Below are 26121 nucleotides of genomic sequence, written 5' to 3'. Positions count from 1 at the left end.
CCCTCACGGGTTGGCCTTTTTTTATGCCTGGCAGTTGGCCGGGTGACACGGGCGTGTCATTTGCCGAACGGTTCACCTCGCCCCGGGGTGTGTTGAGAGTGTGCTGGGGCGAGGTGAATCAGAGGAGCGGAAGGGACGTGAGCCGGCGCCTAGCTGCTGGTCTCGGCCTTCTTCTTGCTGCTCGAGGTGGCACTGGTGGCTTTCTGGCGCTCCAGCAGCGGGGCCAGGAAGCGACCGGTGTGCGAGATCTCCTGCGTGGCCAGTTGCTCCGGCGTGCCTTCGGCGATGATCTGGCCGCCGCCTGAGCCGCCCTCCGGGCCGAGGTCGATCAGCCAGTCGGCGGTCTTGATCACATCCAGGTTGTGCTCGATCACGACCACGGTGTTGCCGTGATCACGCAGACGGTGCAATACGACCAGCAGCTGGCGAATATCCTCGAAGTGCAAGCCTGTGGTCGGCTCATCGAGAATATAGAGCGTCTTGCCGGTATCGCGCTTGGCCAGCTCACGCGCCAGCTTGACGCGCTGGGCTTCACCGCCGGACAGCGTGGTCGCACTCTGGCCGAGGCGGACATAGGAGAGGCCGACATCCATCAGCGTCTGCAGGCGGCGGGCGATGGCCGGAACCGGCGAGAAGAACTCCAGCGCCTCCTCGATGGTCATCTCCAGCACTTCGTGGATGTTCTTGCCCTTGTACTGCACTTCAAGCGTCTCGCGGTTGTAGCGCTTGCCCTTGCAGACATCGCAGGGCACGTACATGTCGGGCAGGAAGTGCATCTCGACCTTGATCAGGCCGTCGCCCTGACAGGCCTCGCAGCGGCCGCCCTTGACGTTGAAGCTGAAGCGGCCCGGCTTGTAGCCGCGGGCGCGTGCTTCCTGGGTGCCTGAGAACAGCTCGCGGATCGGCGTGAAGATGCCGGTATAGGTCGCCGGGTTGGAGCGCGGCGTCCGCCCGATGGGGCTCTGGTCGATATCCACCATCTTGTCGAACAGGTCCAGCCCTTCGATGGTGCCGTAGGGCGCGGGCGTCAGGGTGGTGGCCCGATTGAGCTCACGCGCCGCCAGTGGCATCAGGGTGGCATTGACCAGCGTCGACTTGCCCGAGCCCGAGACCCCGGTGATGCACGTCAGCAGGCCTGTCGGCAGCGTCAGCGTCACATCCTGCAGGTTGTTGCCGGTGGCACCGGTCAGGCGCAGCACCTTGTCAGGGTTGGCCGGAAGGCGGTAGGGCGGCACGGCGATCTCGCGCTCGCCACTCAGGTATTGCCCGGTCAATGAGCCAGGCGTGGCCTCGATCTGCTCCGGCGTGCCCTGGGCGACGATCTCGCCGCCATGCACGCCGGCGCCCGGGCCGATATCCAGCACATGGTCGGCGGCGCGAATCGCGTCCTCATCATGCTCGACCACGATCACGGTGTTGCCCAGGTCGCGCAGATGGATCAGCGTCTTGAGCAGACGATCATTGTCGCGCTGATGCAGGCCGATGGACGGCTCATCGAGGATGTACATCACTCCGACCAGGCCGGCACCGATCTGGCTGGCGAGACGGATACGCTGCGCCTCACCGCCGGACAGGGTGTCGGCGCTGCGCTCCAGGGTCAGATAGTCGAGGCCGACATTGACGAGAAATTCGAGGCGCGCCTGGATCTCATGCACGATCTTGGCGGCGATCTCGCCCTTGCGTCCCGGCAGGCTCAGCTTGCCGAACTCTTCCCATGCTTCACCGATCGGCTGACGCACGACCTCGGAGAGCGTGCGGTCATCGACATAGACGTTGCGTGCTTCACGACGCAGGCGCGAGCCGTCGCAGCTCGGGCACGGCTGGACCGCCAGATAGCGGGCGAGGTCCTCGCGCACCATGTTGGATTCGGTCTCGCGGTAACGGCGCTCCATGTTGGGCAGTACGCCCTCGAAGGGGTGCTCGCGGGTCACCTTGCGGCCACGGTCATTCACGTAGCTGAAGGCGATGTCCTCGCGGCCACTGCCATTGAGCACGGCGTCACGCGCTTCATCGCTGAGCGACTCCCAGGCCGCTTCCAGCGCGAAGCCGTAATGCTCGGCAACGGCCTGCAGCTGGCTGAAGTAGTAGACGCTGCGACGGTCCCAGCCCTTGATGACGCCTTCGGCCAGTGACAGCTCAGGGTGGCTGATCAGCTTCTCGGGATCGAAATACTGCTTTACGCCGAGGCCGTCACAGGTCGGGCAGGCGCCCGCCGGGTTGTTGAAGGAGAACAGGCGCGGTTCCAGCTCGGCCAGCGCATAGCCACACACCGGGCAGGCGAAGCGCGAGGAGAAGACGAGGTCTTCCTGTTCGCCATCCATGAAGTGCAGGCGTGCGCTGCCGTCGGCCAGGTTCAGCGCGGTCTCGAAGGATTCGGCCAGACGCTGCTTGAGGTCTTCGCGCACCTTGAAGCGATCGACGACGACGTCGATGTCATGCTTCTTGTTCTTCTCCAGCGGCTTGAGGTCATCCAGCTCGACGATCACGCCGTCGATGCGTGCCCGCACGAAGCCCTGGGAGCGCAGCTCTGACAGCAGCTGGAGGTGCTCACCCTTGCGGCCACTGACCACGGGAGCCAGCAGCATCAGCTTGCTGCCTTCCGGCAGGGCGAGCGCCTGATCGACCATCTGCGAGATGGTCTGTGCTTCCAGATCAATCGCGTGGTCCGGGCAGCGCGGCGTACCGGCGCGTGCATACAGCAGGCGCAGGTAATCGTAGATCTCGGTAATGGTACCGACGGTGGAGCGCGGGTTGTGGGAGGTCGATTTCTGTTCGATGGAAATCGCCGGTGACAGACCTTCGATATGGTCGATGTCCGGCTTTTCCATCATCGACAGGAACTGACGTGCGTAGGTGGACAGTGATTCGACGTAGCGCCGCTGTCCCTCGGCATAGAGAGTGTCAAAGGCAAGTGATGACTTGCCGGAACCGGAAAGTCCGGTCACCACGATCAGCTTGTCACGCGGCAGTTCGACATCGATGTTCTTGAGGTTGTGGGTGCGCGCACCCCTCACCTGAATCCTGTCCATTGCCACCTCGGGCTGCGTCGATAAAAGCAACGATTATAAGGCGCGGGTGAAACACCCGGCAAAGGCTGCATGCTTTCAAAGCCGCCAAGCGGGCCTTAGAATATGCAGTCCATTGGTGGGCGACCACCGTTGGACGTCACATCTCGGCGACCCACGTGGTCGGCCTCCCTCTTCTTGACTGTCATGCTCCGGAGCCCGCCGCCGCCCATGAAAACCTCTCGACTGCTCGCGCCGGAACGCCGCGCCATCGTCGGCCTTGCCAGCCTCTATGCGACTCGCATGCTGGGGCTGTTCATGGTGTTGCCGGTGCTGGCGCTCTATACCCGTGACCTCGCCGGAGCGACGCCGACACTGGTCGGTGTGGCGCTGGGTGGCTACGGGCTGACCCAGGCATTGCTGCAGATTCCGTTCGGCTGGCTGTCAGACCGACTGGGGCGCAAGGCCGTGATCGGCTTCGGGCTCGGGTTGTTCATTCTGGGCTCGCTGGTCGCGGCGACGGCCGACAGCATCGAGATGATCATCCTGGGGCGCTGTCTGCAGGGCAGCGGCGCCGTGGCGGGAGCGATCATGGCACTGCTGGCCGATCAGACCCGGGAGGAGGTTCGCACCATGGCGATGGCCTCCATCGGCATGTCGATCGGGGTCGCCTTTGCACTGGCGATGGTCGCAGGGCCATTGGCCGCAGATGCCTTCGGCCTGTCGGGGGTCTTCTGGTTGACCGCTGTGATGGCCGTCGCGAGCCTGTTCGTGCTCTGGAAGCTGGTGCCAGCTGCGCCCAGGCGTCAACATCAGGATGTGGGGCTTGATAGGCGCCAGCTCAAGGGTATCCTCGCGAATTCCGCATTGTTGCGCATGGATGTGTCGATCTTTGCGCTGCACATGATCCTGACCGCCTGCTTCGTGGCCATTCCCCAGCAGCTGGTCAATTTCGGCATCGCCCCGGCGCATCACGGCTGGATCTACCTGCCATTGATGGGGCTGGCCTTTGTCGCCATGCTGCCGCTGGTCATCGTGGCCGAGAAGTATCGGCGCATGAAGCCCGTCTTCCTGGGGGCCGTCGCGACCATCGCGACAAGCTTGCTGCTGCTGGGAGTCGATGGCATCGAGCATGCCGGGCTTGCGATGTTCCTCGGCCTGCTGTGGTTGTTCTTCGTCGCCTTCAATCTGCTTGAAGCGACCTTGCCGTCGATGATCTCAAAGCTGGCCCCGGCCGGTGCCAAGGGCACGGCGATGGGGGTCTATTCCACCAGCCAGTTCCTGGGCGCCTTCGTGGGCGGTGTCGGGGGCGGCTGGTTGACCGGGCATTTCGGCCTGAGTGGCGTGTTCTTCGCCATGGGGCTGGTCGCCATTCTGTGGCTGGCCGTGGTGTGGGGCATGCAACCGCCGCGACATCTGGGCAGTGAAGTGATCGGCCTGTCACCCGAGGCCTCTCAATTGTCGGCCGTCGAGCTGCAGACACGCCTGCTGGCGATCGCCGGCGTGGAAGAGGCGCTCGTGGTGCGTGAGGAACGGGTCGCTTATCTCAAGGTCACACGCGATACACTGGATGACAAGGCGCTGGCCCGTTTCACTCGCCAGCGTGATGACGAAACTCCGGCAGGCGCGGAAGTGCCTGCCAGCTGAACCCTGACATCGGCAACACATTGCCGGTGCACTCGATACCTTCTCCGGTGCCCATGGCGCGCCGGTCTATTTGCAGGAGTAATCTTCATGGCTCGTGGCGTAAACAAGGTCATTCTGATCGGTAATCTCGGTCAAGACCCGGAAGTTCGCTTCACCCCGTCCGGTAGTGCGGTGTGCAACCTGAACCTCGCGACGACGGACACCTGGAATGATCGCCAGAGCGGTCAGCGTCAGGAACGTACCGAATGGCACCGTGTGGTGATGTTCAACAAGCTGGCTGAAGTGGCCCAGCAATACGTCAAGAAAGGCTCACGCCTGTATATCGAAGGCCGCCTGCAGACGCGCAAGTGGCAGGATCAGAACGGCAATGACCGTTACAGCACCGAAATCGTGGCCAACGATATGCAGATGCTGGATACGCGTGGTGAAGGTGGCGGTGGCAACTTCGCTGGTGGTCGCCCGCAGCAGGCGCCTCAGCAGGGTGGCCAGCAACCGGCCGCAGCCCCCCAGCAGGGTGGCCAGTTTGGTGGTCAGCAGCCGGCCCCGCAGCAAGGTGGCCAGTTCGGTGGTCAGCAGCCAGCCCCTCAGCAAGGCGGTCAGTTCGGTGGTCAGCAGGCGGCCCCTCAGCAGGGCAACAACTTCGGTGGCCAGCAGCCTGCCCAGCAGAACAACTCCCAGAACAACAATTTCGGTGCGCCGCCCGCGGGCAGCTTCGATGATTTCGATGATGAAATCCCGTTCTGAATAAAGTTTTTCGCCTGTGCGCCGATAGAGCGCGCAAGCGATAACGATGAAAAGGCCCTCGTTCAGCGAGGGCTTTTTTTTGAATCAACCATGAGATGTTCGCGATATTTTCTTATGTAAGCGACTGTTTTTCATGAATTATCGCCGATCATGAGAAATGATTCCGAGCGCGACATCCAGTGGCTAGTGCCGCGCGTAAGGGAGGTTGAGCGCCAGTCCATTGCGGCTCATACATGCGTTGCAAACGAGCGTTGTGCAAAAAACGCTTCATGGCCGTATTCTCTTGGTATCTCGCCGTTGGACTGCCAGTGTTGTCGGGTGGCAATCCATGGCCTGAGAAGCCTGTCGTGGTACTCCAGAGGGGGTGCTGGCGACATGACGCCGTTGTCGGATTTCCGCCCCTATCTTGCCGACTGTGGCATGCCCCTGATGATTGAGGTTATTCATGCATGGCAGTTATTCCTATCCACTGGTCGCCCTGTCAATCGTGGTTGCAGTGCTGGCTTCACATGCAGCGCTGCAGTTGATTCGTCAGGTCGCGCTGGCCCCTTCGCGCGCCACCAGCCTCGGCTGGCTGGTGGGCGGAGCCGTGGCGATGGGGCTGGGTGTCTGGGCCATGCATTTCATCGGCATGCTGGCGTATGAAAGCCCGGCTTCGGTCACCTATGCGCCCGGCCTGACGGCGTTGTCGGTGCTGATCGCGATGCTGGCCTCGGGGCTGGCACTCTGGGTGAATACGTTGCCACGCCTGACGCCGATGCTGTTGATGACCAGCGGGACCATCATGGGCGGCGGCATCGCCACGATGCACTACACCGGCATGGCGGCGATGCAGATGCACATGCCATACCGCTATGACCCGCTGCTGTTCGCAGTGTCCATCGTGGTGGCGGTGGTGGCCGCGACGGCGGCCCTGTGGCTGGGAGGCTTCTTCTTGCGCCAGCGCCGCCCCAATCGTATCTATCAGGCCCTGGCGGCCGGTGCGATGGGTTTTGCCATCGCCGGCATGCATTACATCGGCATGGCGGCGATGGAGATGATGCCGCTGACCACGCCCATCATCTCTCCCGCCGGGGTGGGCATGAACTCCGGGCAGAATCTGTGGCTGGCCCTGGCCATCGCGATCGCGACCCTGGCCGTGCTGGGGCTGGCACTCCTGGCCATCAGTGCCGAGCAGCGCATGCGTCGCAGCCGTCATTACCGCTCGCGTCTGGATGGCCTGCTGGAGTATCGGACCCGGGAGCTGCGTCATGAGCGCGATCAGGTGGCGGTCATGCTGGATTCCATCGATGAAGGAGTGATCAGCCTCGATCGCGAGGGCCATATCCAGCACATCAATCCCATCGCTGCCGAACTTTGTGGCTGGGACCCGTCGTTGGCCCGCGGTCGTCCCTGGGCGCGCATCTTGCAGCTGCGTCATGAAGGTACGTTGCAGTCGGTTGCCAGCCAGCTGGAAGGGGTCTTGCAGCGTGGTGAAGTGGTGCACATGTCCAGCCAGACGCTGCTGGTGGCACGTGATGGCAGTGAATGTGCCGTGGAGCTCAAGGCCTCGCCCGTGCGGCGTCGCAGTGGGGATGTCGAGGGGGCCGTACTGGTCTTCCGCGACATCAGCTATCGCCAGGCCATGATTCGGCGCCTCAACTTCCAGGCGCATCACGACAGCCTGACCGGCCTGCACAATCGCACCGCCTTCGATGACTCTCTCACCGCGGCGCTGGCCGATGGCGGCTTTCACCAGCTGCTGTACCTGGATCTCGACTTCTTCAAGGTGGTCAACGACACCTGCGGTCACGCGGCCGGAGACACCGTATTGCGCGAGCTCTCCGCGCTGATGCGAGCCCATGTGCGGGAAACGGATGTACTGGCACGCCTGGGGGGCGATGAATTCGCCGTGCTGCTCTATCGCTGTTCTCGCGAGCAGGCCATCGAGCGTGCCGAAGCGCTGTGCGCAGCCGTCAGTGCCTATCGCTACTACGATGAGGGGCGGCCATTCCAGTTGGGCGTCAGTATCGGGGTCGCGCCGGTCGAAAGTGGTGTCCAGGCCTCCGAAGTCCTGCGTCAGGCGGATGGGGCCTGCTACATGGCCAAGCAGAGCGGGCGCAATCAGGTGCATGCCTACCATGACGGAGATGCGGGATTCGAGCGCGCCCAGCGCGAGGTGCAATGGCTGCCGCTGCTGCACGAGGCGCTGGAGAATGATCGCTTCACGCTGTATATCCAGCCGATCCGCTCGCTGAGTGATGCCACCAGCAAGCCCTACTATGAGGTGCTGCTGCGCTACGTCAACGACGCGGGCGAGCACCTGGCCCCGGCGCACTTCATGGCGACGGCGGAGCGATTCGGCCTGATGCCCGAGATTGATATCTGGGTCGTCACCCAGGCGCTGCAGGTGCTGGAGTCCGATGATGGCCGCATCGAATCGGATGCCGTGCTGGCGATCAACCTCTCCGGTCAGAGCATGGGTGACCTGCGCATGCGCGATCAGCTGGCGGCGCTGGTCACGCAAAGCTCCGTCATGCCACAGCGGCTGTGCTTCGAGATCACCGAGACGGCGGCCATCAGCAATCTGGCCCAGGCGCGCGAGTTCATCTACAGCATGCGACGGCTCGGCTGCAGCTTCGCCCTGGATGACTTCGGCAGCGGCATGTCGTCCTTTGCCTACCTCAAGGAGCTGCCGGTCAATCAGCTCAAGATCGACGGCGCCTTCGTGCGCAACCTGACTCGCGATAGCCTCGACGCCGCCATCGTCTCCGCCATCTGTGGCATCTGTGCCCAGATGGGCATCATCACGGTGGCAGAATATGTCGAGCGTCTTGAGCTGATCCCCGCCCTCGAGCTGATCGGTGTCGACTTCGTGCAAGGCTACGGCATCGGTCGTCCTCACCCGATCGGTGCCCCTTTGATCTCCATCACTCCACGCAACAACGGGCCTGCAGCCAGTCTGCAAGGTTGATAGAATGACACCTTTGCATCGTCGCCTCTTGCGGCGATGCGCCTGTTTGCTGGAGCCTGCCTGTGAAACTCTTGCTGCTAGATGCCGGGCATTGTCTTGGCCTGGGTCTGATTCGTGCGGCCGGTACGCGCGCCGATCTTGAGCTCAACGCCGTCGAGTCTGACCGTATTGGTGCCGATGACATCCGCGCCAGCCAGGCGGATGTCGTCATCGTGCCGCCGTTCGCACGCCCGGCCGATTCCGCACCTGCCGAGGTGATGGCGCATGCCGAGGCGGTGGAGCAAGTCCTGGCCGCCTGCATCGAGACCGGCACACCGCTGGTGTGGTGCGTGGCAGATCAGATGTTCGAGCAGGGCGGCGAAGGCTTGCTCGACGAGGACGAGGTGCCCTCGCCGATCGATACGGCGCTGCGCCGCGTCATCGCGACCGGTGATCGCATCCGTGCCGAGCTGCCCAATCACCTGATCGTGCGTCTGGGCCCGCTGTTCGGTCCGGAAGGGCGCGATGCCTGGTTGCCGACACTGATCGAGCGTCTGCTGGCGGGGGAAGAGGTGCGTGCCGCCGAAGATGTCATCCTGTGCCCGACCAGTGTCGATGCCGTGGCGATGGCGTTGATCGGCATGCTCCAGCAGCAGCGCTGCGGTGCGGATGCCTGGGGGGCCTATCATCTGGCCGGCACCGAGCCCATCAGCACCTACGCCTTCGTCAGTGTCGTGCGTACCCAGTTGATCACCCGGCTCGAGGGGCTGGGCGAGACGGTGGCCGCAGGCCCGCTCAAGGCGCTGACCCTCAACGCCGGTACGCCGCTGCGGCGCGTGCTCAACTGCCGTCGCGTGCTGGACACCTTCGGTGTGCATCAGAAGCCGTGGCGCCTCGAACTATCCCGCCTGATGGATGACTGGATCGCGCAGCGCGCCTCCGGCTCATCTCGCCCTGATTCGATCTGACCTGTGGAGACTGTGCCTGTGAATGCGCTGCGTAGCGTGCTGTTTTATGTAGGTTATTTCATGGCGTTGCTGCTCAGCGCCGTGGTGCTGGTGCCGCTGGCGGCCTGCCTTCCGCTACAGGCGCGCTACCGTGTCCTGCATAGCTACAACCATATCGTGCTGTGGTGGTTCCGTCTGACCTGCGGCGTGAAGGTGCAGGTGAGCGGGCGTGACACCTTGCCTGAGGGGGCCTGCGTGCTGCTGGCCAATCACCAGAGCGAGTGGGAAACCATCTATCTGCAGGTGGCTAAGCGTCCGCTATGCACCGTACTCAAGCAGGAGCTGCTGAAGATTCCGGTCTTCGGCTGGGGGCTGAAGCTGCTGGAACCGATTCCGCTGGATCGCACCCAGCCGTCCAAGGCGCTCAAACAGGTGCTGTCAGTGGGCACTCAGCGCCTCAAGGACGGTTTTACCGTGCTGATCTTCCCGGAAGGCACGCGCATCGCGCCGGGGACGCGCAAGAAGTTCAACAAGTCCGGTGCCGCGATTGCCTGCCGTGCCGGCGTGCCGGTGGTGCCGGTGGCGCACAATGCCGGTGAGATCTGGCCCAATGACAGTTGGATCAAGCGCCCGGGCACCATCCATGTCGCCTATGGCCCGGCCATCGAGACGGCGGGGCGCAAGCCGGATGCGGTGATCGCCGATGTCGAGGCCTGGGTCGAGACCAAGCTGCAAGAAATCTCCAGCGTCCAGCGTCCGCCGTTGGAAGAGGAGGCGGCGGCCGATAGCGTCGGCGCCTGACAGCTTGTCGCGCTTCTGATGCATCCGGTGCCCGCCAGCGAGTACCGGACAGCCACCAAAAAGGCCGCCCCGAAGGGCGGCCTTTTCGTGTCTCACACCAGCGCATATCTGCAGAATGCATGTCTGCTGAACGCGTGCTGAATCAGTCCTGGAAACGTTCCAGAATCAGGCAGGCGTTGGTGCCACCGAAGCCGAAGCTGTTGGACAGCACACGGTCGATCTTGACGCCATCACGACGGGTCGTGACGATGTCGAGGCCTTCGGCGCGGTCATCCAGCTCGCTGACGTTGGCAGACGCGGCAATGAAGTCGTTCTCCATCATCAGCATGGAGTAGATGGCTTCCTGCACGCCAGTGGCGCCCAGCGAGTGACCCGTCAGCGACTTGGTCGAGCTCATTGCCGGGCTGGCGGTGCCGAAGACTTCCTGGATGGCCTTGAGCTCGGCCACATCGCCCACCGGCGTCGAGGTGCCGTGGGTGTTGATGTAGTCGATATCGCCATTCACGGTCGCCATCGCCTGACGCATGCAGCGTGCTGCACCTTCGCCGGACGGTGCCACCATGTCGTGGCCATCGGAGGTCGCGCCATAGCCGGTCACTTCGGCGTAGATCTTCGCGCCGCGTGCCTTGGCGTGTTCCAGCTCCTCGAGTACCAGCATGCCGCCGCCACCCGCGATGACGAAACCATCACGGGTCTTGTCGTAGGGACGCGACGCGGTTTCCGGCGTGTCGTTGTAGCTGGTGGACAGGGCGCCCATGGCGTCGAACAGGCAGGACAGGGTCCAGTGCTCTTCTTCACCACCACCGGCAAACACGATGTCCTGCTTGTTCAGCTGGATCTGTTCCACGGCGCTACCGATGCAGTGGGCAGACGTGGCACAGGCCGAGGAGATCGAGTAGTTGATACCCTTGATCTTGAACGGCGTGGCCAGACAGGCAGAGACGGTCGAGCCCATGGTGCGAGTGACGCGGTAGGGACCGACGCGACGCAGGCCCTTGGCGCGCATCACGTCTGCGGCCTCGACCTGGTTCGCGGAGGAAGCGCCACCGGAACCGGCGATCAGGCCGGTACGCTCGTGGGAAACCTGCGCTTCGGTGAGACCGGAATCGGCAATCGCCTGCGCCATGGAGATGTAGGCATAGGCCGCAGCATCCCCCATGAAGCGCAATTGCTTGCGATCGATGTGGTCTTCGAGATTGATGTCGACAACGCCGGCCACGTGGCTACGGAAGCCCAGCTCGGCGTATTCCTCTTTGCGGCGGATACCAGAACGTCCTTCGCGGAGCGATTCCAGGACCTGCTGGCGATCATTGCCCAGGCAGGAAACAATGCCCAGCCCGGTGACTACCACTCTACGCATGGGAGCCTCCCGTTCAGAAGTTCGCAGTGGAGGTGAACAGACCGACGCGCAGGTCGTTGGCCTGATAGATGTCGCGACCGTCAACTGTCACTGTACCATCGGCGATGCCGAGGATCAGCTTGCGAGTGATGACTCGCTTGATGTTGATGGTGTAGGTCACTTTCTTGGCGGTCGGCAGCACCTGGCCAGAGAACTTGACCTCGCCGCAGCCCAGCGCGCGGCCACGGCCCGGATTGCCCAGCCAGCCGAGGTGGAAGCCCACCAGCTGCCACATGGCATCGAGGCCCAGGCAGCCCGGCATCACCGGATCACCCGGGAAGTGGCAGTCGAAGAACCACAGGTCCGGAGAGATATCCAGCTCAGCAATCAGCTGACCCTTGCCGTGGCTACCGCCTTCCTCACTGATGTGAGTGATGCGATCCAGCATCAGCATGTTGGGAGCAGGCAGTTGCGCATTGCCCGGGCCGAAGAGTTCGCCCTGGCCACAGGCCAGCAGCTCGTCGCGAGTAAAGGAGTGTTGCTTGGTCACTGAGTCATTCCGAGTAGCGGGATGGTAATGCCGTACGAGGCACCTGAGCGCCTGAATGGGGCTAGTCTAATGGCTGGCACCCCTGAATGCACGTGGGGGCCAGACTAAAGGGCAGCAAGGGCGGGTGCAAATAAGTCCTACAGCTGGGGGGAAAGTGGTCGATAGGAGCTAGTGTGTGATTCGCGCGGGATCCCCTTTGCCGGCATCGGTCGCAATCCGCTGGAGTCGTGCCGAGAGTGGCCCGCTGCCTGCAAATGCAGGATCATCCCCGATGACCCCTTCCACCGAGAGCTGCTTATGTGGCCGCAAGCCCACTTCAATCGGCCCCTGATCATCGGGGCGCTCGTTGCCTTGACAGCGCTGCCCTGGTTGCCGGGGCTCGAGCTGCGTCTTGCCGCGTTGCTGCCTGCCGTTCTGGCGGGGCTGGACATCGCGCGCCAGCGTCGTCGCCAGCTGCTGCATCGTCAGCTGCTGGAAGCCGCCGTGCACCTGAGCAGTGATGGTCTGGTGATCAGTGATCGCCACAATCGGGTGCTGGCCGTGAACGCCGCCTTCAGTCATATCACCGGTTACGCACCGGAAGAGATCATTGGTCGCAACCCTTCCCTGCTGTCTTCCGGGCGCCATGACGAGGAATTTCACGCCCGTTATCGCCAGGCGCTCGAGGTCAATGGCCACTGGGAGGGCGAGGTCTGGAATCGGCGCAAGCAGGGGGATGAATACCCCGAGTGGCTGCGGGCACGCCGTATCGAGCAGGGCGGCGACGTCTTCCATGTCGCTCTCTTTACCGATATCACCCGCCACAAGGCGCGCGAGCAGGACCTGCAGCGCCTGGGGCTGGAAGATGCCCTGACGGGCCTGCCCAATCGCCGTCGGCTGGGCGACCTGCTGGTCAGTCGCCTCAACGGCCTGCGCGCCGGGGAGGCGATGGACCTGGCACTGATCGATATCGATGCGCTCAAGAGCATCAATGATGCCCTGGGCGCGGAAGGGGGCGATCGTCTGCTGCAGCAGTTCTCCCAGCGTCTGACGGCGCTGGCGCGGGGCGGCGTGGTGGGGCGCATCGGCGGCGACGAATTCGTGATTCTGCGCTCTACGGCGGGTGGCGAGCATACCGCCTGGGTGGATGAGCTGCGTCAGGTGCTGACCAAGCCCTTCGAGATCGGCGATCAGGCGCTGCACCTTGCGCTGTCGATCGGCAGCTGCCGCGCCCCGGAGGATGGCGCTGACGCCGATGTGCTGATGCAGCGCCTGGAAAGCGCTCTGTATGCCGCCAAGCGACATGGCCGCAATACCGATATGCGCTTCCAGCCCGCACTGGATGCGGGCGGTGACCTGCAGCTGGGGCTGGCGAATGACCTGCGGGTCGCCATCGAGAGCCAGGGGCAATTGCAGCTGCACTATCAATGTCAGCACGACGCCAGCACCGGCAAGGTCGCGAGTGTCGAGGCGCTGTTGCGCTGGAAGCACCCGCTGCGAGGGGCCATCTCACCGGCCGAATTCGTGCCGCTGGCCGAGCGCCACGGCCTGATGCTGCGCCTGGGCAACTGGGTACTGCGCGAGGCAGTACAGCAGCAGGCCAGCTGGCGGCGTGCCGGTCACCGCCTGTGCATCTGGGTCAATGTCTCGGCCTTGCAGCTGATCCAGGGTGGCTTTGAGGCCTCGCTGGCGGGCCTGTTGATGGAGTATGACGTGCCTGCCAGCTCCATCGGGCTGGAGCTGACGGAATCGGTATTGCTGGATGAGCGTGCCGGCGACGTCTCACGGCGCCTGGCGGCACTACGCGCTCGCGGTCATCTGATCGCGGTGGATGACTTCGGCACCGGCTATTCGTCACTCGCCTATCTGAAGGACCTGCCGGTGGACAAGCTCAAGCTGGACCGCGCCTTCATCCGCAGCCTGCCCGGCGAGCGTGCGGATGCCGCCATCACCATGGCGGTGCTGGCGATGGCCAAGGGCCTGGGCATGGAGATGATCGCGGAAGGCGTCGAGACCGCTGAGCAGCGTGAATATCTGGTATCGAATGGCTGCGGCTGGATCCAGGGATTCTACTTCTCGCGGCCGGCACCCGCGGGGGAGGTCATCGAGCGGCTCAATGGCTACGAGGCCGGCAATCTGGCCATCAAGGCCGCCTGAGGCGCTCAGGCGCGCTCGGCATGGCCATGCAGGCGTGCGATACCCAGACACAGGCCGCCCCAGATCAGCGCCTGCGCCGGTAGCAGCCAGTCGGCGAGGGTCACACTGGCGAGCTGCGCCCCGCCGTAATAGGACAGCGGCGCACTGATGGCACCGCCAGCCGCCGCAAGCCGGGGCCGCTGCCACAACCAGCGCAGCGCATGATGGATCGTGGTGGCGAACAGCGGCCACAGACACCACATCCAGACAGGCAGGGGCAGCCAGTGCGCCCAGTCAGGCGTGTCCGAGGTGATGGTGTAGCCGCCGGCCAGTGACAGACTGCCATCCACTACCATCCCCAACGCCACGAAAGCGGCCAGCCAGCGCAGCTCGCGCAGTCGCTCACTCCTCGGCACGATCAGCCACAGATGCACGGCCAATATCAGCGGCGTGGCCAGCAGGGCGACCGTCGAGCCGCCCAGCACGCAGCAGAACCAGCCGAGTTGGAAAAGCCCGGCATTGAGCAGTGCTCCAGGGCGCTCGGACAGCATGTTCAGGCGTCCCAATCCTGGAGTCCCGCCTGTACCGGACGCGCCCCCGGCCCCCCCAGCAGCAACTGACAGGTGCCGATGGTGCGCTCGCGGAAGCCCCCCTCGCAGTACGCCAGGTAGTAACGCCACATGCGCACGAAGCGCTCGTCGTAGCCCTGCGCATAGACCTCCCCGAGACGCGCCTCGAAGCGCTGCCCCCAGGCCTTGAGCGTGGCGGCGTAGTGCAGGCCGATATCCTCGAGCTGCAACAGGTTCAGCTGGGTGTCCTGCTGCATGGCGGTGAGTATCGCCGCATGGGACGGCAGGAAGCCGCCGGGGAAGATATAGCGCTTGATGAAGTCCATCTCGCGGCTGGCGGCCACGAAGCGCTGATCGCGAATCGTGATGGCCTGCAGTGCGATCAGGCCTTCCGGTTCGAGCAGGCGCTCGAGGGTCTTCAGATAGGTCGGCAGATACTGATGGCCGACCGCCTCGATCATCTCCACCGAGACGATACGATCGAAGCGGCCTTCCAGTGCCCGGTAGTCTTCCTTGAGCAGCGTGATGCGATCTTCCAGCCCTTCCGCGGCGATGCGCGCCCTGGTATAGGCGTGCTGCTCATCGGAAATGGTCGTGGTGGTCACGCGGCAGCCACGTGTTCTTGCGGCATGGATCGCCAGACCGCCCCAGCCGGTGCCGATTTCCAGCAGGTGATGCTGTGGCCCCAGTTCCAGCAGGTTGAACAGCTTCTCCAGCTTGTGGGTCGAGGCCGCTTCCAGGCTGGCCGCGGGATAGGGGAACACTGCCGCGGAATACATGCGGTGCTCGCGATCGAGAAACAGCTCGAAGAGATCATTGCCGAGATCGTAATGTGCCGAGATGTTGCGCTTCGAACCCGCCAGCGTATTGCGCGCCAGCGCGTAGGCGACGCTCAGCGCCCACTTGGACAGGCGCGACGTCCCGCTGTCCACCGAGTCATTGACCTGTTCGAGGTTGTAGGCGAACAGGCGCACGAGTCCGACCAGATCATCCGTCTCCCACTGGCCATCCATGTAGGCCTCCGCCGCTGCGACGGTGCCACCCAGCGCCATGCGCCGCCACGCGCGTGAGTCATGGATACGCAGCGTGACGTTGCGCGCGCCGCCCTTGCCCAGTAAGTGGCGCTCACGGCCTTCCAGCACCGTCAGGCTGCCACCCTCGAGCTTGTCGAGCATGCGCAGCAGGCGTGGCCGCAGCAGCCGCGTCAGGCGGTCCGCCGGTGCCTGTGTCGTGGCCAGTGTGGGGGGAGCGGGTTCGAATTGGCTCATGATGAGTTCCTCATGATGAAGACGGCGAGCGCGGATGGTCGAAGATCGGCACGCGCTTGAGCGCCAGACGCAGCGCCTCGAAATGAATGCCTGCGACCGTCTTGAGCGTCATCCAGGGGAAACGCAGCAGCAGGCGATGAAAGGCGCGCGGGGTAGCCGGTTCCAGATGCAGGCTCAGGCTGGCATCGAACAGCGAGTACTGCGCTTTCCGCGCCGTATCCCCGGTGAGGGGATGGTTTTCCATGTGCAGCAACAGCTCATCCGTGCTGGGGTCGTTGAAGCGCCAGTGATAACGCATGCCCATCGGCATGAAGGGCGAGACATGCATACGCTTGTCGAACTGCGCCGCCTGCATGCGACGCTGCGGGTCCGTGCGGGCGGCATACAGTACGCGCTCTCCCCAGGGGATATTGGTCACCTCACCGAGCACGGCCCCCAGCTGGCCTGAGGCGTGATAGAGGTAATAGAGGCGGATCGGATTGAAGCCGATCCCGAAGTGGCGCAGTTGGGTCAGCAGGAAGATGCGCCCCTGCGGCAGCGGCGCGTGATCGCCATTGCGGGCAAGCTCGCGCTGGCAGGCGGCTCGCACCCGTTCCTCGAGTGGGCCATCGGCAATGTCGTGGACCGCGGCCGGCAGATGGTCACTGTCGCGAAAGGCCAATGGTGCGGCATGACTGGCGCTCACCAGGCGCTTGCCGGCCATCAGTGCCGGCAACTCATCCAGTGCCAGCCACGCCATGGCGACGCGATAGCGAAAGGCATGCTGGCGCGGCGCGTGGCGACGGTGGCGCAGCGTGCCATAGCCGATGCGGCTGGCGGGCGCCTTCAATCGTCTGCCTCGCGCGCACCCAGTGCCTCGGCGACCCGCAGCGCACTCCATACGCCATCCTCGTGAAAGCCATTGCGCCACCAGGCGCCACAGAAATGGGTTCGGCCCACCGCGCCCTCCGCCTTGGCCTGCGCGCCGGAAATCTGCGTGAAGCGTGCCTTGGCGGCTTCGGCGGCCAGCGTGAAGCGCGGGTGGTCATAGGCATAACGGCCCAGCACCCGAGCGGGATCAATCGCGTCGCTGTCATTGAGCGTGATGCAGAAGGTCTCGCGGGGCGGGTGCTCGCGCTCATCAAGGCGTTGCAGGATGTTCATGTCGTAGGTGACGCTGGCCCGCTGGGCGTCGTCGCGTCCATCGAGGCGGTAGTTCCAGCTCGCCCAGGCCGCCTTGCGCCTGGGCAGCAGCGAGGTGTCGGTATGCATCACCACCTCATTGCGCTGGGTCGTGATCGCCCCCAGCACCGCGCGCTCCTGCTCGCTGGCATCGCCGAGCAGGGCCAGTGCCTGCGGCGCATGACATGCCATCACCACCTGATCGAAGCGCTCACGGTGGCCATCGGCATGCTCAAGCGTCACGCCGTCGGCGTCACGCAGGACCCGGGTGATCTTGCTGTTGAGGCGAATGCGCTCGGCGTAGCCTTCGGTCAGCGGCGCGATATAGGCGCGCGAGCCACCGATCAGCGTGAACCACTGTGGGCGGTCATTGACTGACAGCAGGCCGTGATGGCGGAAGAAGCGCACGAAGAACAGCAGCGGGAACTGCGCGATATCCGCGATGCTGGCGGACCAGATCGCCGCGCCCATCGGCAGCAGGTAATGCTCACGGAATACCTGCGAGTAGCCATTGGCATCCAGGTAGCTGCCCAGGGTCGCGCCCTCGGTGAGCTTGCCGTTGTCCAGATCGGCGGCAGCCTGCTTGTTGAAGCGCAGGATGTCGCGCAGCAGGCGATAGAAACGCGGGCGCAGCAGATTGCGCTTCTGGGCGAACAGCGACAGCAGGGTATGGCCGTTGTACTCGAAGTCCTCGGCGGTGGTGTGCACCGAGAAGCTCATCTCGGTGGGCTGATAGGCCACGTCGAGGCGTTCCAGCAGGCGCTGGAAATGCGGGTAGGTGCGGTCATTGAAGACGATGAAGCCGGTGTCGATGGCCCAGTCGCTGCCATCGGCGCACTGCACATCCATGGTGGCGGTGTGGCCGCCCAGGCGCTCGGCTGACTCGAAGACATGCACTTCATGCTTGCGACTCAGGTAGTAGGCCGCTGACATGCCGCTGATGCCGCTGCCGATGACGGCAATCCGCTGGCGGGGTAGAGACGCTGTCGCGTAGGTCGTTGTCGTGTTCATGCCACTCCAGAAGAAGAACGCACCATGTCGTCATGAGCAGAAGCGTTGCCGGGTATTCGGCGCGGGCAGGTCTCGCCGGTCTTGTCTGCCGCGCACTCAGTCGCGGGTCATGCGTAGACCGATGCTGCGTCGCAAGGGGGCGGGCAGGATGCCCAGCAACTTGACCAGCAGCGTGAAGCGTCGCGGGAAATGGATGTCGAGCCGATGACGCGCGAGCCCCGCCACGATCGCCTCGACCGCCTGATCGACAGTGACCTGCATCGGCATCGGGAAGTCATTGCGCTCGGTCAGCGGTGTCTTGACGAAGCCGGGGTGAATCACGCTGACATCGATGCCCTGGTTGTCGAGGTCCAGTCGCAGCGACTCCAGGAAGTAGCTCACCGCGGCCTTGGAGGCGCCATACGCCTCCGCGCGTGGCAGCGGCAGGTAGGCCGAGGCACTGGAGACCGCTGCCAGCTGCGGCCGCTCACCGCCGTCTGCCGCTGCCATGCGCAGCAGCGGCAAGGCGCTTTCGATCACATCCACGGCGGCCTGGAAATTTGTCGCGAACACGCGGTGGACCAGGTCTGCCTCGAATTCCCGTGCATCCAGATATTCGCAGGTGCCAGCGTTGAGCAGTGCAAGGTCGAGTCCACCAAAGCTGGCCTCTATCTGACTGGCCGCCGCGCGGATGGCCTCACGGTCGGTTAGGTCGAGCGTCACGACCAGCGCTTCCCCGGGGCCTTGCTCGGCATCGGCTGCGATGGCCTCCAGCTTGTCGGCGGAGCGCGCGCTCAGGGCGACCCGGTGGCCATCCGCCAGCAGCCGGCGCGCCAGCCCTTCGCCGATGCCGGAGCTGGCACCGGTCAGCCAGATGCGTTTGCGAGCCTTTGTGGACGTCGATGCGGTCGTCGATGTGGTGCTCGAACCATGACTGGCCATTTCCCCTCCTTGGCATGTGTGTGTCTGCGTGCCTGACTGTCTCTGCGTGCCTGACTGTGTCTGCGTGTCTGCGCCTTGCCTGCCTGGCCTGGCAAATCTGGGTGGCACTGACTCAGAGAACGCCGGGCGTGTCCGTATGGATGTCGCCAGAGCTCAACCCTCTTGCTGCTCAGTCCATACGGCGCTTCAGCAGGCCGATCACGTTGCGCAGTACGGGCACCTGCTCGTAGAGCAGCTCACCGGCATCGAAGAAATCACGGTGCTGGATGACCTTCCCGTCTCGGAACTCGAGGCGTGAGGCGCCCTGCACGCTGATGTCCTTGCCCCCGTTCAGACGGGGATGGCGATAGGTCATCGTCCAGCTGAGCCAGGCAAGTCCCTGTTCATTGCCTTCATCCGCATTGCCTTCATCCGCAGGGCCGGCGTCTTGCGCAGGCACCGGCCCCAACGGGTGGTGAAAGACGAAGTCGATGGCGGCGACATTCATGTACAACCCTGAGAAATAGGCGTTGAGTGCCGTCAGACCGCGGACTTCATGCAGGGGGTCGCGGAAGACGATATCGTCACTGTAGACTGATTTGAGCAGTTCTGTAGAGGTTTTGTCCAGCTTTTCGTAAAGACGACATACCCGAGTCAGGGCCGGGCTCATCTCGTCGGGTAGCGATTGCATGGCAATGCTCCTGAAGGGGAGGGATGCAAAAGCGGCCTGCTGAAGATCAGCAGGCCGCTTGAGGGGTCATTCGCTTTTTGACAGCGCCTTGAAGGTATCCAGCGCCCGCTGGCGGGCGGCCTTGTGGTCGACGATCGGTCGTGGATAGCCCGTCTGTTGGCAGTCATCCGCACTGGGCTGGTGGCGCCGCTTGGCCGGTAGCTCGGCCAGCTCCGGCACCATGCTCGCGATGAACTCGCCGTCCTTGTCGAAGCGCTGGCCCTGGGTGGTCGGATTGAAGATGCGGAAATAGGGCGCGGCATCGGTGCCGGTGGAAGCCGCCCATTGCCAGCCACCATTGTTGGCGCCCAGCTCACCATCGACGAGATGGGTCATGAAGAAGGCCTCGCCACGTCGCCAGTCGATCAGCAGATGCTTGGTGAGGAACATCGCCGTCACCATGCGCAGCCGATTGTGCATCCAGCCGGTCTGCACCAGCTGACGCATGGCGGCATCGACGATGGGGTAGCCGGTACGGCCCTCGCACCAGGCGGCAAAGCCTGCGTCGTCATCGCGCCACTGTAGGGCCTCGGTATGACGCTGGAAGGGACGGTGGCGATTGACGCGCGGGAAGCCGACCAGGATGTGCTGGTAGAACTCACGCCAGATCAGCTCGTTGACCCAGCTGGTCAGGCCGACATCGCCATCGGCGAGGCTGCCGTTCTCTGCCAGTACGGCGGCGTAGCATTGGCGGGCCGAGATCATGCCCAGCGCCAGATAGGGCGAGAGCTCGCTGGTGCCACGGGTGGCGGGGATATCGCGCTGCTCGTGGTAGCGGCGCGCGCGGAAGGTCAGGAAGCGTTCCAGGCGCTCCTGCGCGGCCTCTTCGCCGGCCGGCCACAGCTCGGCGTCCAGCGCTGTCGCCGGCTCGCCCTTGAGCGTCTCGGGCAGTGGCGGGATGGCATCGCCGTGGAGCTCGCGCCCCTGGGCGTCGCGGGGCGTGGCTTGCACTTCAGGTGCCCCATTCAGCGCCAGACGACGGGAATCGACTTCCTTGTGCCAACGCTTGGAGAAGGGCGTGAAGACGCCGTAGTAATCGCCCTTGCCGGTCAGCAGCTCGCCGGGCGTGAAGGCCAGCATGTCGGTATAGCGATGCAGGCGGACGTCGCTTTCGGCAAGGCGCTCGCGCACGCGCCGGTCGCGCTCACGCTCATTGACGGCATATTCGTCATTGAAGTGCAGGGCCTGGGCACCCAGCTGATCGCACAGCGCGGCCAGCGCCTCGGGCACCTCAGCGAAGGTGTCGCAGTCGAGCACCTTGAGCGGGATGTGATAGCCGGCGAGTGCCTGTTGCAGGACATGCAGGCCGCGGCGCAGGAAGTCGAGCTTGTTGGCGCCGTGGCCGTGCTCGACCCACTGCGCCAGGCAGGGGGCGACGACGGCCACGACCGGGCCGCGTGCGGCGGCCTGCGAGAGAGCGGTGTTGTCGTGTACGCGCAGGTCACTGCGCAGCCAGACCAGCTGCAGGGGAGCCCCCGCTGGCGCGGAGGCGGGGGAAGAGGCGGATGGTGAGTCAGATGACATCGGGGCTCCTTGGCGATCGGTGAAACCAATGCCGAGCAGGAGCCTGCGATCAACGTGCCATCAAGGACCTCAGGCGAGCGACCGCCTGAATCGGGTCGGCCCCCAGGCCTTCAATGGGCCCGTCTACCAGCTCCTGCTGGCGAATCTGGGCGGCCGGGCCAGCGATGGCCAGCGGCACGCTCAATTGTTCTGCGACTCGCGGCAGCTGACGGCGCATGACATCCGAGCGCTCGGCCTGGGTGCCGACAAGTACCACGGCCTGTGCCTGCAGGCGCTCTGCGGCCAGCGGCAGCTCCGCCAGCGGCAGTGGGCCATCCAGCAGGCTGACGTGATAGCCGGCGTCGCTGGCGACCAGCGCGAACAGCAGCAGCCAGCTCAGGCCCGGCTCTTCCGGCAGGCGCGTCAGCGTGATGTGCGGGGCGTGACGCTCCTGATTGGCAAACACCAGCCGGGCACCGATGCGCGAGCGCAGGAAGCTCTCGAAGAAGCACTGGGCCAGGCGGGTGCCGAAGGTGGCGGTACCGCGCTCCTCGAGCTGCTCGAGCAGCGGACGCCACAGGCGCTCGACCACGCTGCTGACCGGGTACAGCGCCAGACTCTGGTTGTACAGCTCGGCCAGGCGCGCCTCGTCCTGGGCGTCGATGGCGGCCAGTGCCAGCTGCTGCTGGCCACTCCAGCTGCCTTCGTCCGGCATCGGCGTGCTTTCCGGCTGCGGCTGGTCGAGCAGCTCGCGTACCTGGCTGACAGGTACTCCGCGGTTGAGCCACTGCAGGATGTGTTCGATCCGCTCGATGTCCTCGCGGGCATACAGGCGATGCCCCTTGGGCGTCCGGCGGGGCTCGATCAGTCCGTAGCGGCGTTCCCAGGCTCTCAGCGTGACCGAATTGACGCCGGTCAGGCGAGAGACTTCGCGGATCGGAAACAGCGGCGAACTGGCAGTTTCCGTGGCCTTGTCAGTCATGAATGGTGTTACCTCTGGCGGTGACGAGGCATCCCGGGTGAAGCACAGGTGAGGACGACATACAGGGTAAAGTTGAAGTGTCGTCACTTGGGGCGCTGTGGGATACCGGCAATGCATCTTGTGCACTAGCTGTACATGTGGGCATCAGGATGGCGCAGCCGCCCGAGCCTGACAAGAGGCAAGCTGCGTCGCATCCCCGGTGCGCATGTTTTGAAGGTGCATCACAGCGCCTTTGACGCCGAAGGTCCCGTCATGAAATCGGCCGTCTAGGCGTTGTCCTGTTGCTCCACAATCTGGATCAAGGCCTCGACAAAGGCCGGATGTGCACCCACCGGGTCAAGCAGACTGATGGGGCAGTCGGGGTGCTGGCGCTGCGAGTCTTCCAGCATGGCGGGCACGTCCTCGCGCAGATGACGGCCGGCCGCGAAGAACAGCGGCAGGATGTCGATACGCGCGGCACCGTCTGCCGCCAGGGCATCGATGGTGTCGGTCAGCAGCGGATCGCACAGTTCCATATAGGCCAGACGCGTCGGGCGCTTGAGGCGGGAAGCCAGTGTGGCTTCCAGTGCCTCGAAGGGCTCGCGCCAGCGCGGGTCACGTGACCCATGGGCCAATAGAATCAAGGCGTTGTCGTGATCTGTGGACGTAGTCATGCAGCTATCCTGTGGGCGATGAGGGGTCGTGGCAGCGTATCAGCTGTCGGCGAGGGTGTTGAGCAGCTGTTCGGCTACCTCGTGCCCTGACAGCCAGGCGTCCTCGACGCGCGGGCCACGCAGGGCGTCTCCGGCCAGCCATAGCCCGGATGACCCTTGGCCATAGCCCTTCTGGTCATAGACATTGTGGACATGGGCATTGTGGCCGGCTGCCGCTGAGGTCTGCGGCAGCGTCTGGGTCGGGTGAGCGTAGCGCCAGCGATGCGCCGCAAGGGTGACCTTGCCCTGACTCCAGCCCGGCGCCAGCTCGCGGAGCTCCGGCAGTGCCTCGAAGGCCTGCCACAGCAAGGTCGCGACTTCCTGTGGCGACTTCTCGAGATTCGCTCGGCTCCAGCCGGCGGTCGCCAGCAGGCTCAGGGTCTCCCGGGCATGCGTCGGTGCCTGGCGGCCGGGACGCGAATGCTGGCGCATCACGCAGCGCAGCGGACCATCATCACCGCGACTGACCAGCAACCCTTGCCAGTCAGCGTCGCCCCCCAGCGCGGGTAGCGGCGTCTCCAGAGTGGCCATCAGTGTCCAGGTCGGCGCCATCTCCACCTGCGCCAGCGCCTCACTCAGGGCCGGGGCCAGCGAGTCCTCGGCGAGCGCCGCCCCCTGGGCGTCGGTGCCGGCCGTGCTCAGCAGGGCGCGTGCCTGCGGCGCCGGTGCGCTGATCACCACGTGATCGAAGGGGCCGTGCTGAGCACTGTCGCTGTCCTCGAGCCGCCAGCGCTTGCCTGGCGCTGTGTCATCGTCCGCGATCAGGCGCGTGATGCGCGTTTCGCTGTGCAGGCTGGCGTGGGCCGGCAGCTGTTCACTGAGGTGGCGGCTCAGGGCGCTCATGCGCGGACTGGCCACGTAGCGTGTGGAATCATCGCGCAGCCGCTGCCATTGGCTCTCGTCAGATGGCGACTTGCCGAGGCTCAACAGTTTCTCACCCCAAGTTGCGACGACGCCTGCGGCCCGCCACTGCTCGAGCGCGGACTGGAAGCGTGGATCACGCGCCGTGAAGTATTGTGCGCCGATGTCGATGGGGCCTTCGCTCGTTCGGCGACTGGCCAGGCGTCCGCCGGGGCCGCGTGCCTTCTCGAATATCGTCACCGCATGGCCCTGTGCGGCCAGTCGGGGGGCGGCTGACAATCCGGCGATACCGGCACCGATGATGGCGATGGACGATACTGGCATCTGGAGGCGACTCCTGCGCGGGCGGTGTTCAGGGGGGGCGGGTCGTCATGTGACCCGACAGCAGATACGCTAAAGTTAACTTCTTGCGCATAATTGTACAATATAAGTATAGATTTATGGCGGAAGTCGGCACACTCGATGCTTCATCGCCGAGGAGGGCAACATGCGAATATTGATAACAGGTGCAACGGGGTTCGTCGGCCAGGCGCTGTGTCAGTCACTGGCTGCGGCGGGCCACTCGCTGGCGGTCGTATCGCGCCGCCCGGAGCGTGCTGAGCGCCAGTTTGCCGACCTGGGGCTGACGGTGGTCGCGGCGGATTCGTCACTGGCCTTCAAGGGTTGGCAGCCTGAGGGCATCGTCAATCTGGCGGGGGAGTCGATAGCCGGACGGCGCTGGAGCGAGGATCACAAGCGTGAGCTGCGCCGTTCGCGGCTGGAGACCACCGAGCATCTGGTGATGCTGTGTCAGCAGCTGGCCGCCGAAGGCCATCCGCCGCAGGTGATGGTGTCCGGTTCGGCGATGGGCTATTACGGCGCACAGCCCAAGGCGGGCGAGCCGGACGATGTCGAGATCGACGAGCAGGCGACGCCCCACGACGATTTCAATCATCGCCTGTGTCGCGACTGGGAAGCGGCCGCCATGCCCGTCACCGAATACGGCGTGCGACTGGCCATCATCCGCACTGGCCTGGTGATGGAGGCCGATGGCGGCACGCTGGCCAAGCTGCTGACGCCCTTCAAGCTCGGGCTCGGGGGGCGGCTGGGTGATGGGCGCCATTACATGCCGTGGATCCACCGCCACGACATGATTCGCATCATCGAGCGTTTGCTGGCGGATGACAGTCTCAGCGGTGCCTTCAATGCCAGCGCGCCGCATCCGGTCACCAACATGGGCTTCACCCACGCTCTGGCTCGCGGTCTGGGGCGTCCGGCGATCCTGCCGCTGCCGGCCAAGGCGGTTGAACTGGGGCTGGGGGAGATGAGCACCCTGCTGCTGGAGGGCGCCCGCATGGTGCCGGCGCGTCTACTGGCTGCCGGTTTCACCTTCGACTACCCGACCCTCGACGTGGCCTTCGCCGATATCCTGTCACGCAAGTGAGCCTTGGCAGCAAGGCGACGCTAGAAGGGCAGCGGCGCTTCCAGCACCAGTGGCGGCGTCTCGCTGTCGCTGGCTGGCGGAATTATCAGGCGCGCCGCATGCAGCAACAGGCGGGGGCTGGCATTGAGTGCCGCTCCGCGCGCATAGAAGCCATCGCCGATGATCGGATGGCCGAGCGCCAGCATATGCAGGCGTAGCTGGTGTGAGCGCCCGGTATGCGGCGTCAGCGCTACACGGCTGGCGGCGAGGGTCTGAGGCGTACCATCCGGGCGCTGGCCCTCGAGCGTCAGACGCCGCTCGACCCGATAATGCGTCAGTGCCGACTTGCCATGCGTGAAGTCGACGATCTGACGCGGGCGGCGTGGCCAGTCACAGCGCAGCGGCAGGGCGATGCTGCCCTCGGCGGGCGTGAGATGACCTGCCACCACGGCCAGATAGCGTTTCTCGATGGTGCGCGACTGGAAGAGCCGCGACAGCCGCCGTTGGCCCTCGACGTTGCGCGCCACCAGCAGCACACCGGAGGTCGCCACATCCAGGCGGTGCACGGCGCGGGTATCGTCGCTCAGCTGGCACAGGCGCGAATGGACACTGTCGAAGCGCGAGGGATCACGCCCCGGTACCGAGGGCAGCTCGGCCGGCTTGTCGATGGCCCACCAGTCATCGCCCGTAGCCAGCAGCGACAGCCCCACCTTCGCGACACGCTCGCCTTCCTCGGCCAGGCGCTCTCCCTGCCAGCTCTGCCCTGACGCTGTCTCGTCGCTCTCTGGATATGATCTCGCCATGAGGGTGCTCTGTAGTAATGAAACGATAGGATGAAACGATAGGGGTGAAGCGGAAGTGATGAAGCGTAAGTGACGGACCGCGAATCGCGACGCGCAAGCGATGGCATCGTCGCGGCCGCTGGTCGATCTGGCAAGTCCAGCGGGCCATTGTCGCTGGCG

At 64.5% G+C, this 26121-nt stretch carries 21 protein-coding genes; 7 read left to right on the top strand and 14 right to left on the bottom strand.

Annotated features, from left to right (window positions below):
• Positions 1 to 149 precede the first annotated feature (149 nt).
• On the bottom strand, positions 150 to 3029 hold the full coding sequence (uvrA, locus tag CLAM6_RS16800; RefSeq protein ID WP_153636685.1) for an excinuclease ABC subunit UvrA: 2880 nt from the start codon (positions 3027 to 3029) through the stop codon (positions 150 to 152).
• A gap of 207 nt (positions 3030 to 3236) precedes the next feature.
• Here uvrA and CLAM6_RS16795 point away from each other — a divergent pair, with 207 nt between their 5' ends.
• The 5 genes from CLAM6_RS16795 to CLAM6_RS16775 all read left to right on the top strand — a co-directional run bounded on the left by CLAM6_RS16795 (position 3237) and on the right by CLAM6_RS16775 (position 10076).
• Entirely contained in the window at positions 3237 to 4652 is a 1416-nt protein-coding gene (locus CLAM6_RS16795; protein ID WP_052384727.1) for an MFS transporter, read from the top strand.
• Positions 4653 to 4739: 87 nt separating this feature from the next.
• Positions 4740 to 5396: a single-stranded DNA-binding protein gene (gene ssb / locus CLAM6_RS16790; RefSeq protein ID WP_043334816.1), complete on the top strand. Its 657-nt coding sequence runs from the start codon at positions 4740 to 4742 to the stop codon at positions 5394 to 5396.
• A gap of 445 nt (positions 5397 to 5841) precedes the next feature.
• Positions 5842 to 8349, top strand: coding sequence for a bifunctional diguanylate cyclase/phosphodiesterase (locus tag CLAM6_RS16785; protein WP_153636684.1), 2508 nt, complete (start codon positions 5842 to 5844; stop codon positions 8347 to 8349).
• Between the two features lie 62 nt (positions 8350 to 8411).
• The gene (locus CLAM6_RS16780) at positions 8412 to 9296 is read left to right on the top strand and encodes a sugar nucleotide-binding protein (protein WP_043334814.1); all 885 of its coding nucleotides are present in this window, start codon (positions 8412 to 8414) and stop codon (positions 9294 to 9296) included.
• Positions 9297 to 9356: 60 nt separating this feature from the next.
• Entirely contained in the window at positions 9357 to 10076 is a 720-nt protein-coding gene (locus CLAM6_RS16775) for a lysophospholipid acyltransferase family protein (protein WP_153637011.1), read from the top strand.
• Between the two features lie 142 nt (positions 10077 to 10218).
• On the opposite strand, the gene fabB is transcribed toward CLAM6_RS16775, so the two are convergent.
• Together fabB and fabA are read right to left on the bottom strand one after the other, a co-directional pair.
• Positions 10219 to 11436 carry a beta-ketoacyl-ACP synthase I gene (gene fabB / locus CLAM6_RS16770; protein WP_153636683.1) on the bottom strand — a complete coding sequence of 406 codons (1218 nt, stop codon included), beginning with the start codon at positions 11434 to 11436 and terminating at the stop codon, positions 10219 to 10221.
• A 13-nt stretch (positions 11437 to 11449) separates the two neighbouring features.
• Positions 11450 to 11965, bottom strand: coding sequence for a 3-hydroxyacyl-[acyl-carrier-protein] dehydratase FabA (gene fabA, locus CLAM6_RS16765; protein WP_043334808.1), 516 nt, complete (start codon positions 11963 to 11965; stop codon positions 11450 to 11452).
• A 297-nt stretch (positions 11966 to 12262) separates the two neighbouring features.
• Here fabA and CLAM6_RS16760 point away from each other — a divergent pair, with 297 nt between their 5' ends.
• The gene (locus tag CLAM6_RS16760) at positions 12263 to 14101 is read left to right on the top strand and encodes a putative bifunctional diguanylate cyclase/phosphodiesterase (RefSeq protein ID WP_153636682.1); all 1839 of its coding nucleotides are present in this window, start codon (positions 12263 to 12265) and stop codon (positions 14099 to 14101) included.
• A 5-nt stretch (positions 14102 to 14106) separates the two neighbouring features.
• Here the strand turns inward: CLAM6_RS16760 and CLAM6_RS16755 are convergent, their stop codons facing one another.
• The 10 genes from CLAM6_RS16755 to CLAM6_RS16710 form a co-directional block, all read right to left on the bottom strand.
• On the bottom strand, positions 14107 to 14646 hold the full coding sequence (locus CLAM6_RS16755; RefSeq protein ID WP_347237565.1) for a DUF2878 domain-containing protein: 540 nt from the start codon (positions 14644 to 14646) through the stop codon (positions 14107 to 14109).
• Complete coding sequence (locus CLAM6_RS16750; RefSeq protein ID WP_153636681.1) at positions 14634 to 15917, bottom strand: SAM-dependent methyltransferase; 1284 nt, start codon at positions 15915 to 15917, stop codon at positions 14634 to 14636. The genes CLAM6_RS16755 and CLAM6_RS16750 overlap by 13 nt, the downstream gene beginning before the upstream one ends.
• A gap of 10 nt (positions 15918 to 15927) precedes the next feature.
• The gene (locus CLAM6_RS16745) at positions 15928 to 16746 is read right to left on the bottom strand and encodes a DUF1365 domain-containing protein (protein ID WP_242007709.1); all 819 of its coding nucleotides are present in this window, start codon (positions 16744 to 16746) and stop codon (positions 15928 to 15930) included.
• Complete coding sequence (locus CLAM6_RS16740) at positions 16743 to 18089, bottom strand: NAD(P)/FAD-dependent oxidoreductase (protein WP_153636679.1); 1347 nt, start codon at positions 18087 to 18089, stop codon at positions 16743 to 16745. The genes CLAM6_RS16745 and CLAM6_RS16740 overlap by 4 nt, the downstream gene beginning before the upstream one ends.
• 96 nt (positions 18090 to 18185) lie before the next feature.
• The gene (locus tag CLAM6_RS16735; protein WP_153636678.1) at positions 18186 to 19010 is read right to left on the bottom strand and encodes an SDR family NAD(P)-dependent oxidoreductase; all 825 of its coding nucleotides are present in this window, start codon (positions 19008 to 19010) and stop codon (positions 18186 to 18188) included.
• A 169-nt stretch (positions 19011 to 19179) separates the two neighbouring features.
• The gene (locus CLAM6_RS16730; RefSeq protein ID WP_242007708.1) at positions 19180 to 19680 is read right to left on the bottom strand and encodes a nuclear transport factor 2 family protein; all 501 of its coding nucleotides are present in this window, start codon (positions 19678 to 19680) and stop codon (positions 19180 to 19182) included.
• 66 nt (positions 19681 to 19746) lie between these two features.
• On the bottom strand, positions 19747 to 21243 hold the full coding sequence (gene phrB, locus CLAM6_RS16725) for a deoxyribodipyrimidine photo-lyase (RefSeq protein WP_153636677.1): 1497 nt from the start codon (positions 21241 to 21243) through the stop codon (positions 19747 to 19749).
• Positions 21244 to 21292: 49 nt separating this feature from the next.
• Positions 21293 to 22204: a MerR family transcriptional regulator gene (locus tag CLAM6_RS16720; RefSeq protein ID WP_043335996.1), complete on the bottom strand. Its 912-nt coding sequence runs from the start codon at positions 22202 to 22204 to the stop codon at positions 21293 to 21295.
• Between the two features lie 266 nt (positions 22205 to 22470).
• Positions 22471 to 22857 carry a sirohydrochlorin chelatase gene (locus CLAM6_RS16715; RefSeq protein WP_043335994.1) on the bottom strand — a complete coding sequence of 129 codons (387 nt, stop codon included), beginning with the start codon at positions 22855 to 22857 and terminating at the stop codon, positions 22471 to 22473.
• Between the two features lie 39 nt (positions 22858 to 22896).
• The gene (locus tag CLAM6_RS16710; protein WP_153636676.1) at positions 22897 to 24081 is read right to left on the bottom strand and encodes an NAD(P)/FAD-dependent oxidoreductase; all 1185 of its coding nucleotides are present in this window, start codon (positions 24079 to 24081) and stop codon (positions 22897 to 22899) included.
• Positions 24082 to 24244: 163 nt separating this feature from the next.
• Here CLAM6_RS16710 and CLAM6_RS16705 point away from each other — a divergent pair, with 163 nt between their 5' ends.
• The gene (locus CLAM6_RS16705; protein ID WP_153636675.1) at positions 24245 to 25180 is read left to right on the top strand and encodes a TIGR01777 family oxidoreductase; all 936 of its coding nucleotides are present in this window, start codon (positions 24245 to 24247) and stop codon (positions 25178 to 25180) included.
• 20 nt (positions 25181 to 25200) lie between these two features.
• Here the strand turns inward: CLAM6_RS16705 and CLAM6_RS16700 are convergent, their stop codons facing one another.
• Positions 25201 to 25962, bottom strand: a complete 762-nt coding sequence (locus CLAM6_RS16700; protein ID WP_153636674.1) for an RluA family pseudouridine synthase — start codon at positions 25960 to 25962, stop codon at positions 25201 to 25203.
• Between the last annotated feature and the right edge of the window lie 159 nt (positions 25963 to 26121).

It is taken from the genome of Cobetia sp. AM6, assembly GCF_009617955.1.
Lineage (GTDB): Bacteria > Pseudomonadota > Gammaproteobacteria > Pseudomonadales > Halomonadaceae > Cobetia > Cobetia amphilecti.
The sequence above is the reverse complement of the archived record's forward strand: the minus strand, read 5'-3'. Positions and strand labels throughout refer to the sequence as shown.

Coding starts and splice junctions, on each gene's coding strand:
- fabB (WP_153636683.1), bottom strand. CDS start 11,436: ATGCGTAGAGTGGTAGTCACCGGGCTGGGCATTGTTTCCTGCCTGGGC.
- CLAM6_RS16700 (WP_153636674.1), bottom strand. CDS start 25,962: ATGGCGAGATCATATCCAGAGAGCGACGAGACAGCGTCAGGGCAGAGC.
- CLAM6_RS16785 (WP_153636684.1), top strand. CDS start 5,842: ATGCATGGCAGTTATTCCTATCCACTGGTCGCCCTGTCAATCGTGGTT.
- CLAM6_RS16705 (WP_153636675.1), top strand. CDS start 24,245: ATGCGAATATTGATAACAGGTGCAACGGGGTTCGTCGGCCAGGCGCTG.
- CLAM6_RS16740 (WP_153636679.1), bottom strand. CDS start 18,089: ATGAACACGACAACGACCTACGCGACAGCGTCTCTACCCCGCCAGCGG.
- phrB (WP_153636677.1), bottom strand. CDS start 21,243: ATGTCATCTGACTCACCATCCGCCTCTTCCCCCGCCTCCGCGCCAGCG.
- CLAM6_RS16795 (WP_052384727.1), top strand. CDS start 3,237: ATGAAAACCTCTCGACTGCTCGCGCCGGAACGCCGCGCCATCGTCGGC.
- uvrA (WP_153636685.1), bottom strand. CDS start 3,029: ATGGACAGGATTCAGGTGAGGGGTGCGCGCACCCACAACCTCAAGAAC.
- CLAM6_RS16720 (WP_043335996.1), bottom strand. CDS start 22,204: ATGACTGACAAGGCCACGGAAACTGCCAGTTCGCCGCTGTTTCCGATC.
- CLAM6_RS16775 (WP_153637011.1), top strand. CDS start 9,357: ATGGCGTTGCTGCTCAGCGCCGTGGTGCTGGTGCCGCTGGCGGCCTGC.
- CLAM6_RS16730 (WP_242007708.1), bottom strand. CDS start 19,680: ATGCAATCGCTACCCGACGAGATGAGCCCGGCCCTGACTCGGGTATGT.
- ssb (WP_043334816.1), top strand. CDS start 4,740: ATGGCTCGTGGCGTAAACAAGGTCATTCTGATCGGTAATCTCGGTCAA.
- CLAM6_RS16710 (WP_153636676.1), bottom strand. CDS start 24,081: ATGCCAGTATCGTCCATCGCCATCATCGGTGCCGGTATCGCCGGATTG.
- CLAM6_RS16715 (WP_043335994.1), bottom strand. CDS start 22,857: ATGACTACGTCCACAGATCACGACAACGCCTTGATTCTATTGGCCCAT.
- CLAM6_RS16735 (WP_153636678.1), bottom strand. CDS start 19,010: ATGGCCAGTCATGGTTCGAGCACCACATCGACGACCGCATCGACGTCC.
- CLAM6_RS16750 (WP_153636681.1), bottom strand. CDS start 15,917: ATGAGCCAATTCGAACCCGCTCCCCCCACACTGGCCACGACACAGGCA.
- CLAM6_RS16760 (WP_153636682.1), top strand. CDS start 12,263: ATGTGGCCGCAAGCCCACTTCAATCGGCCCCTGATCATCGGGGCGCTC.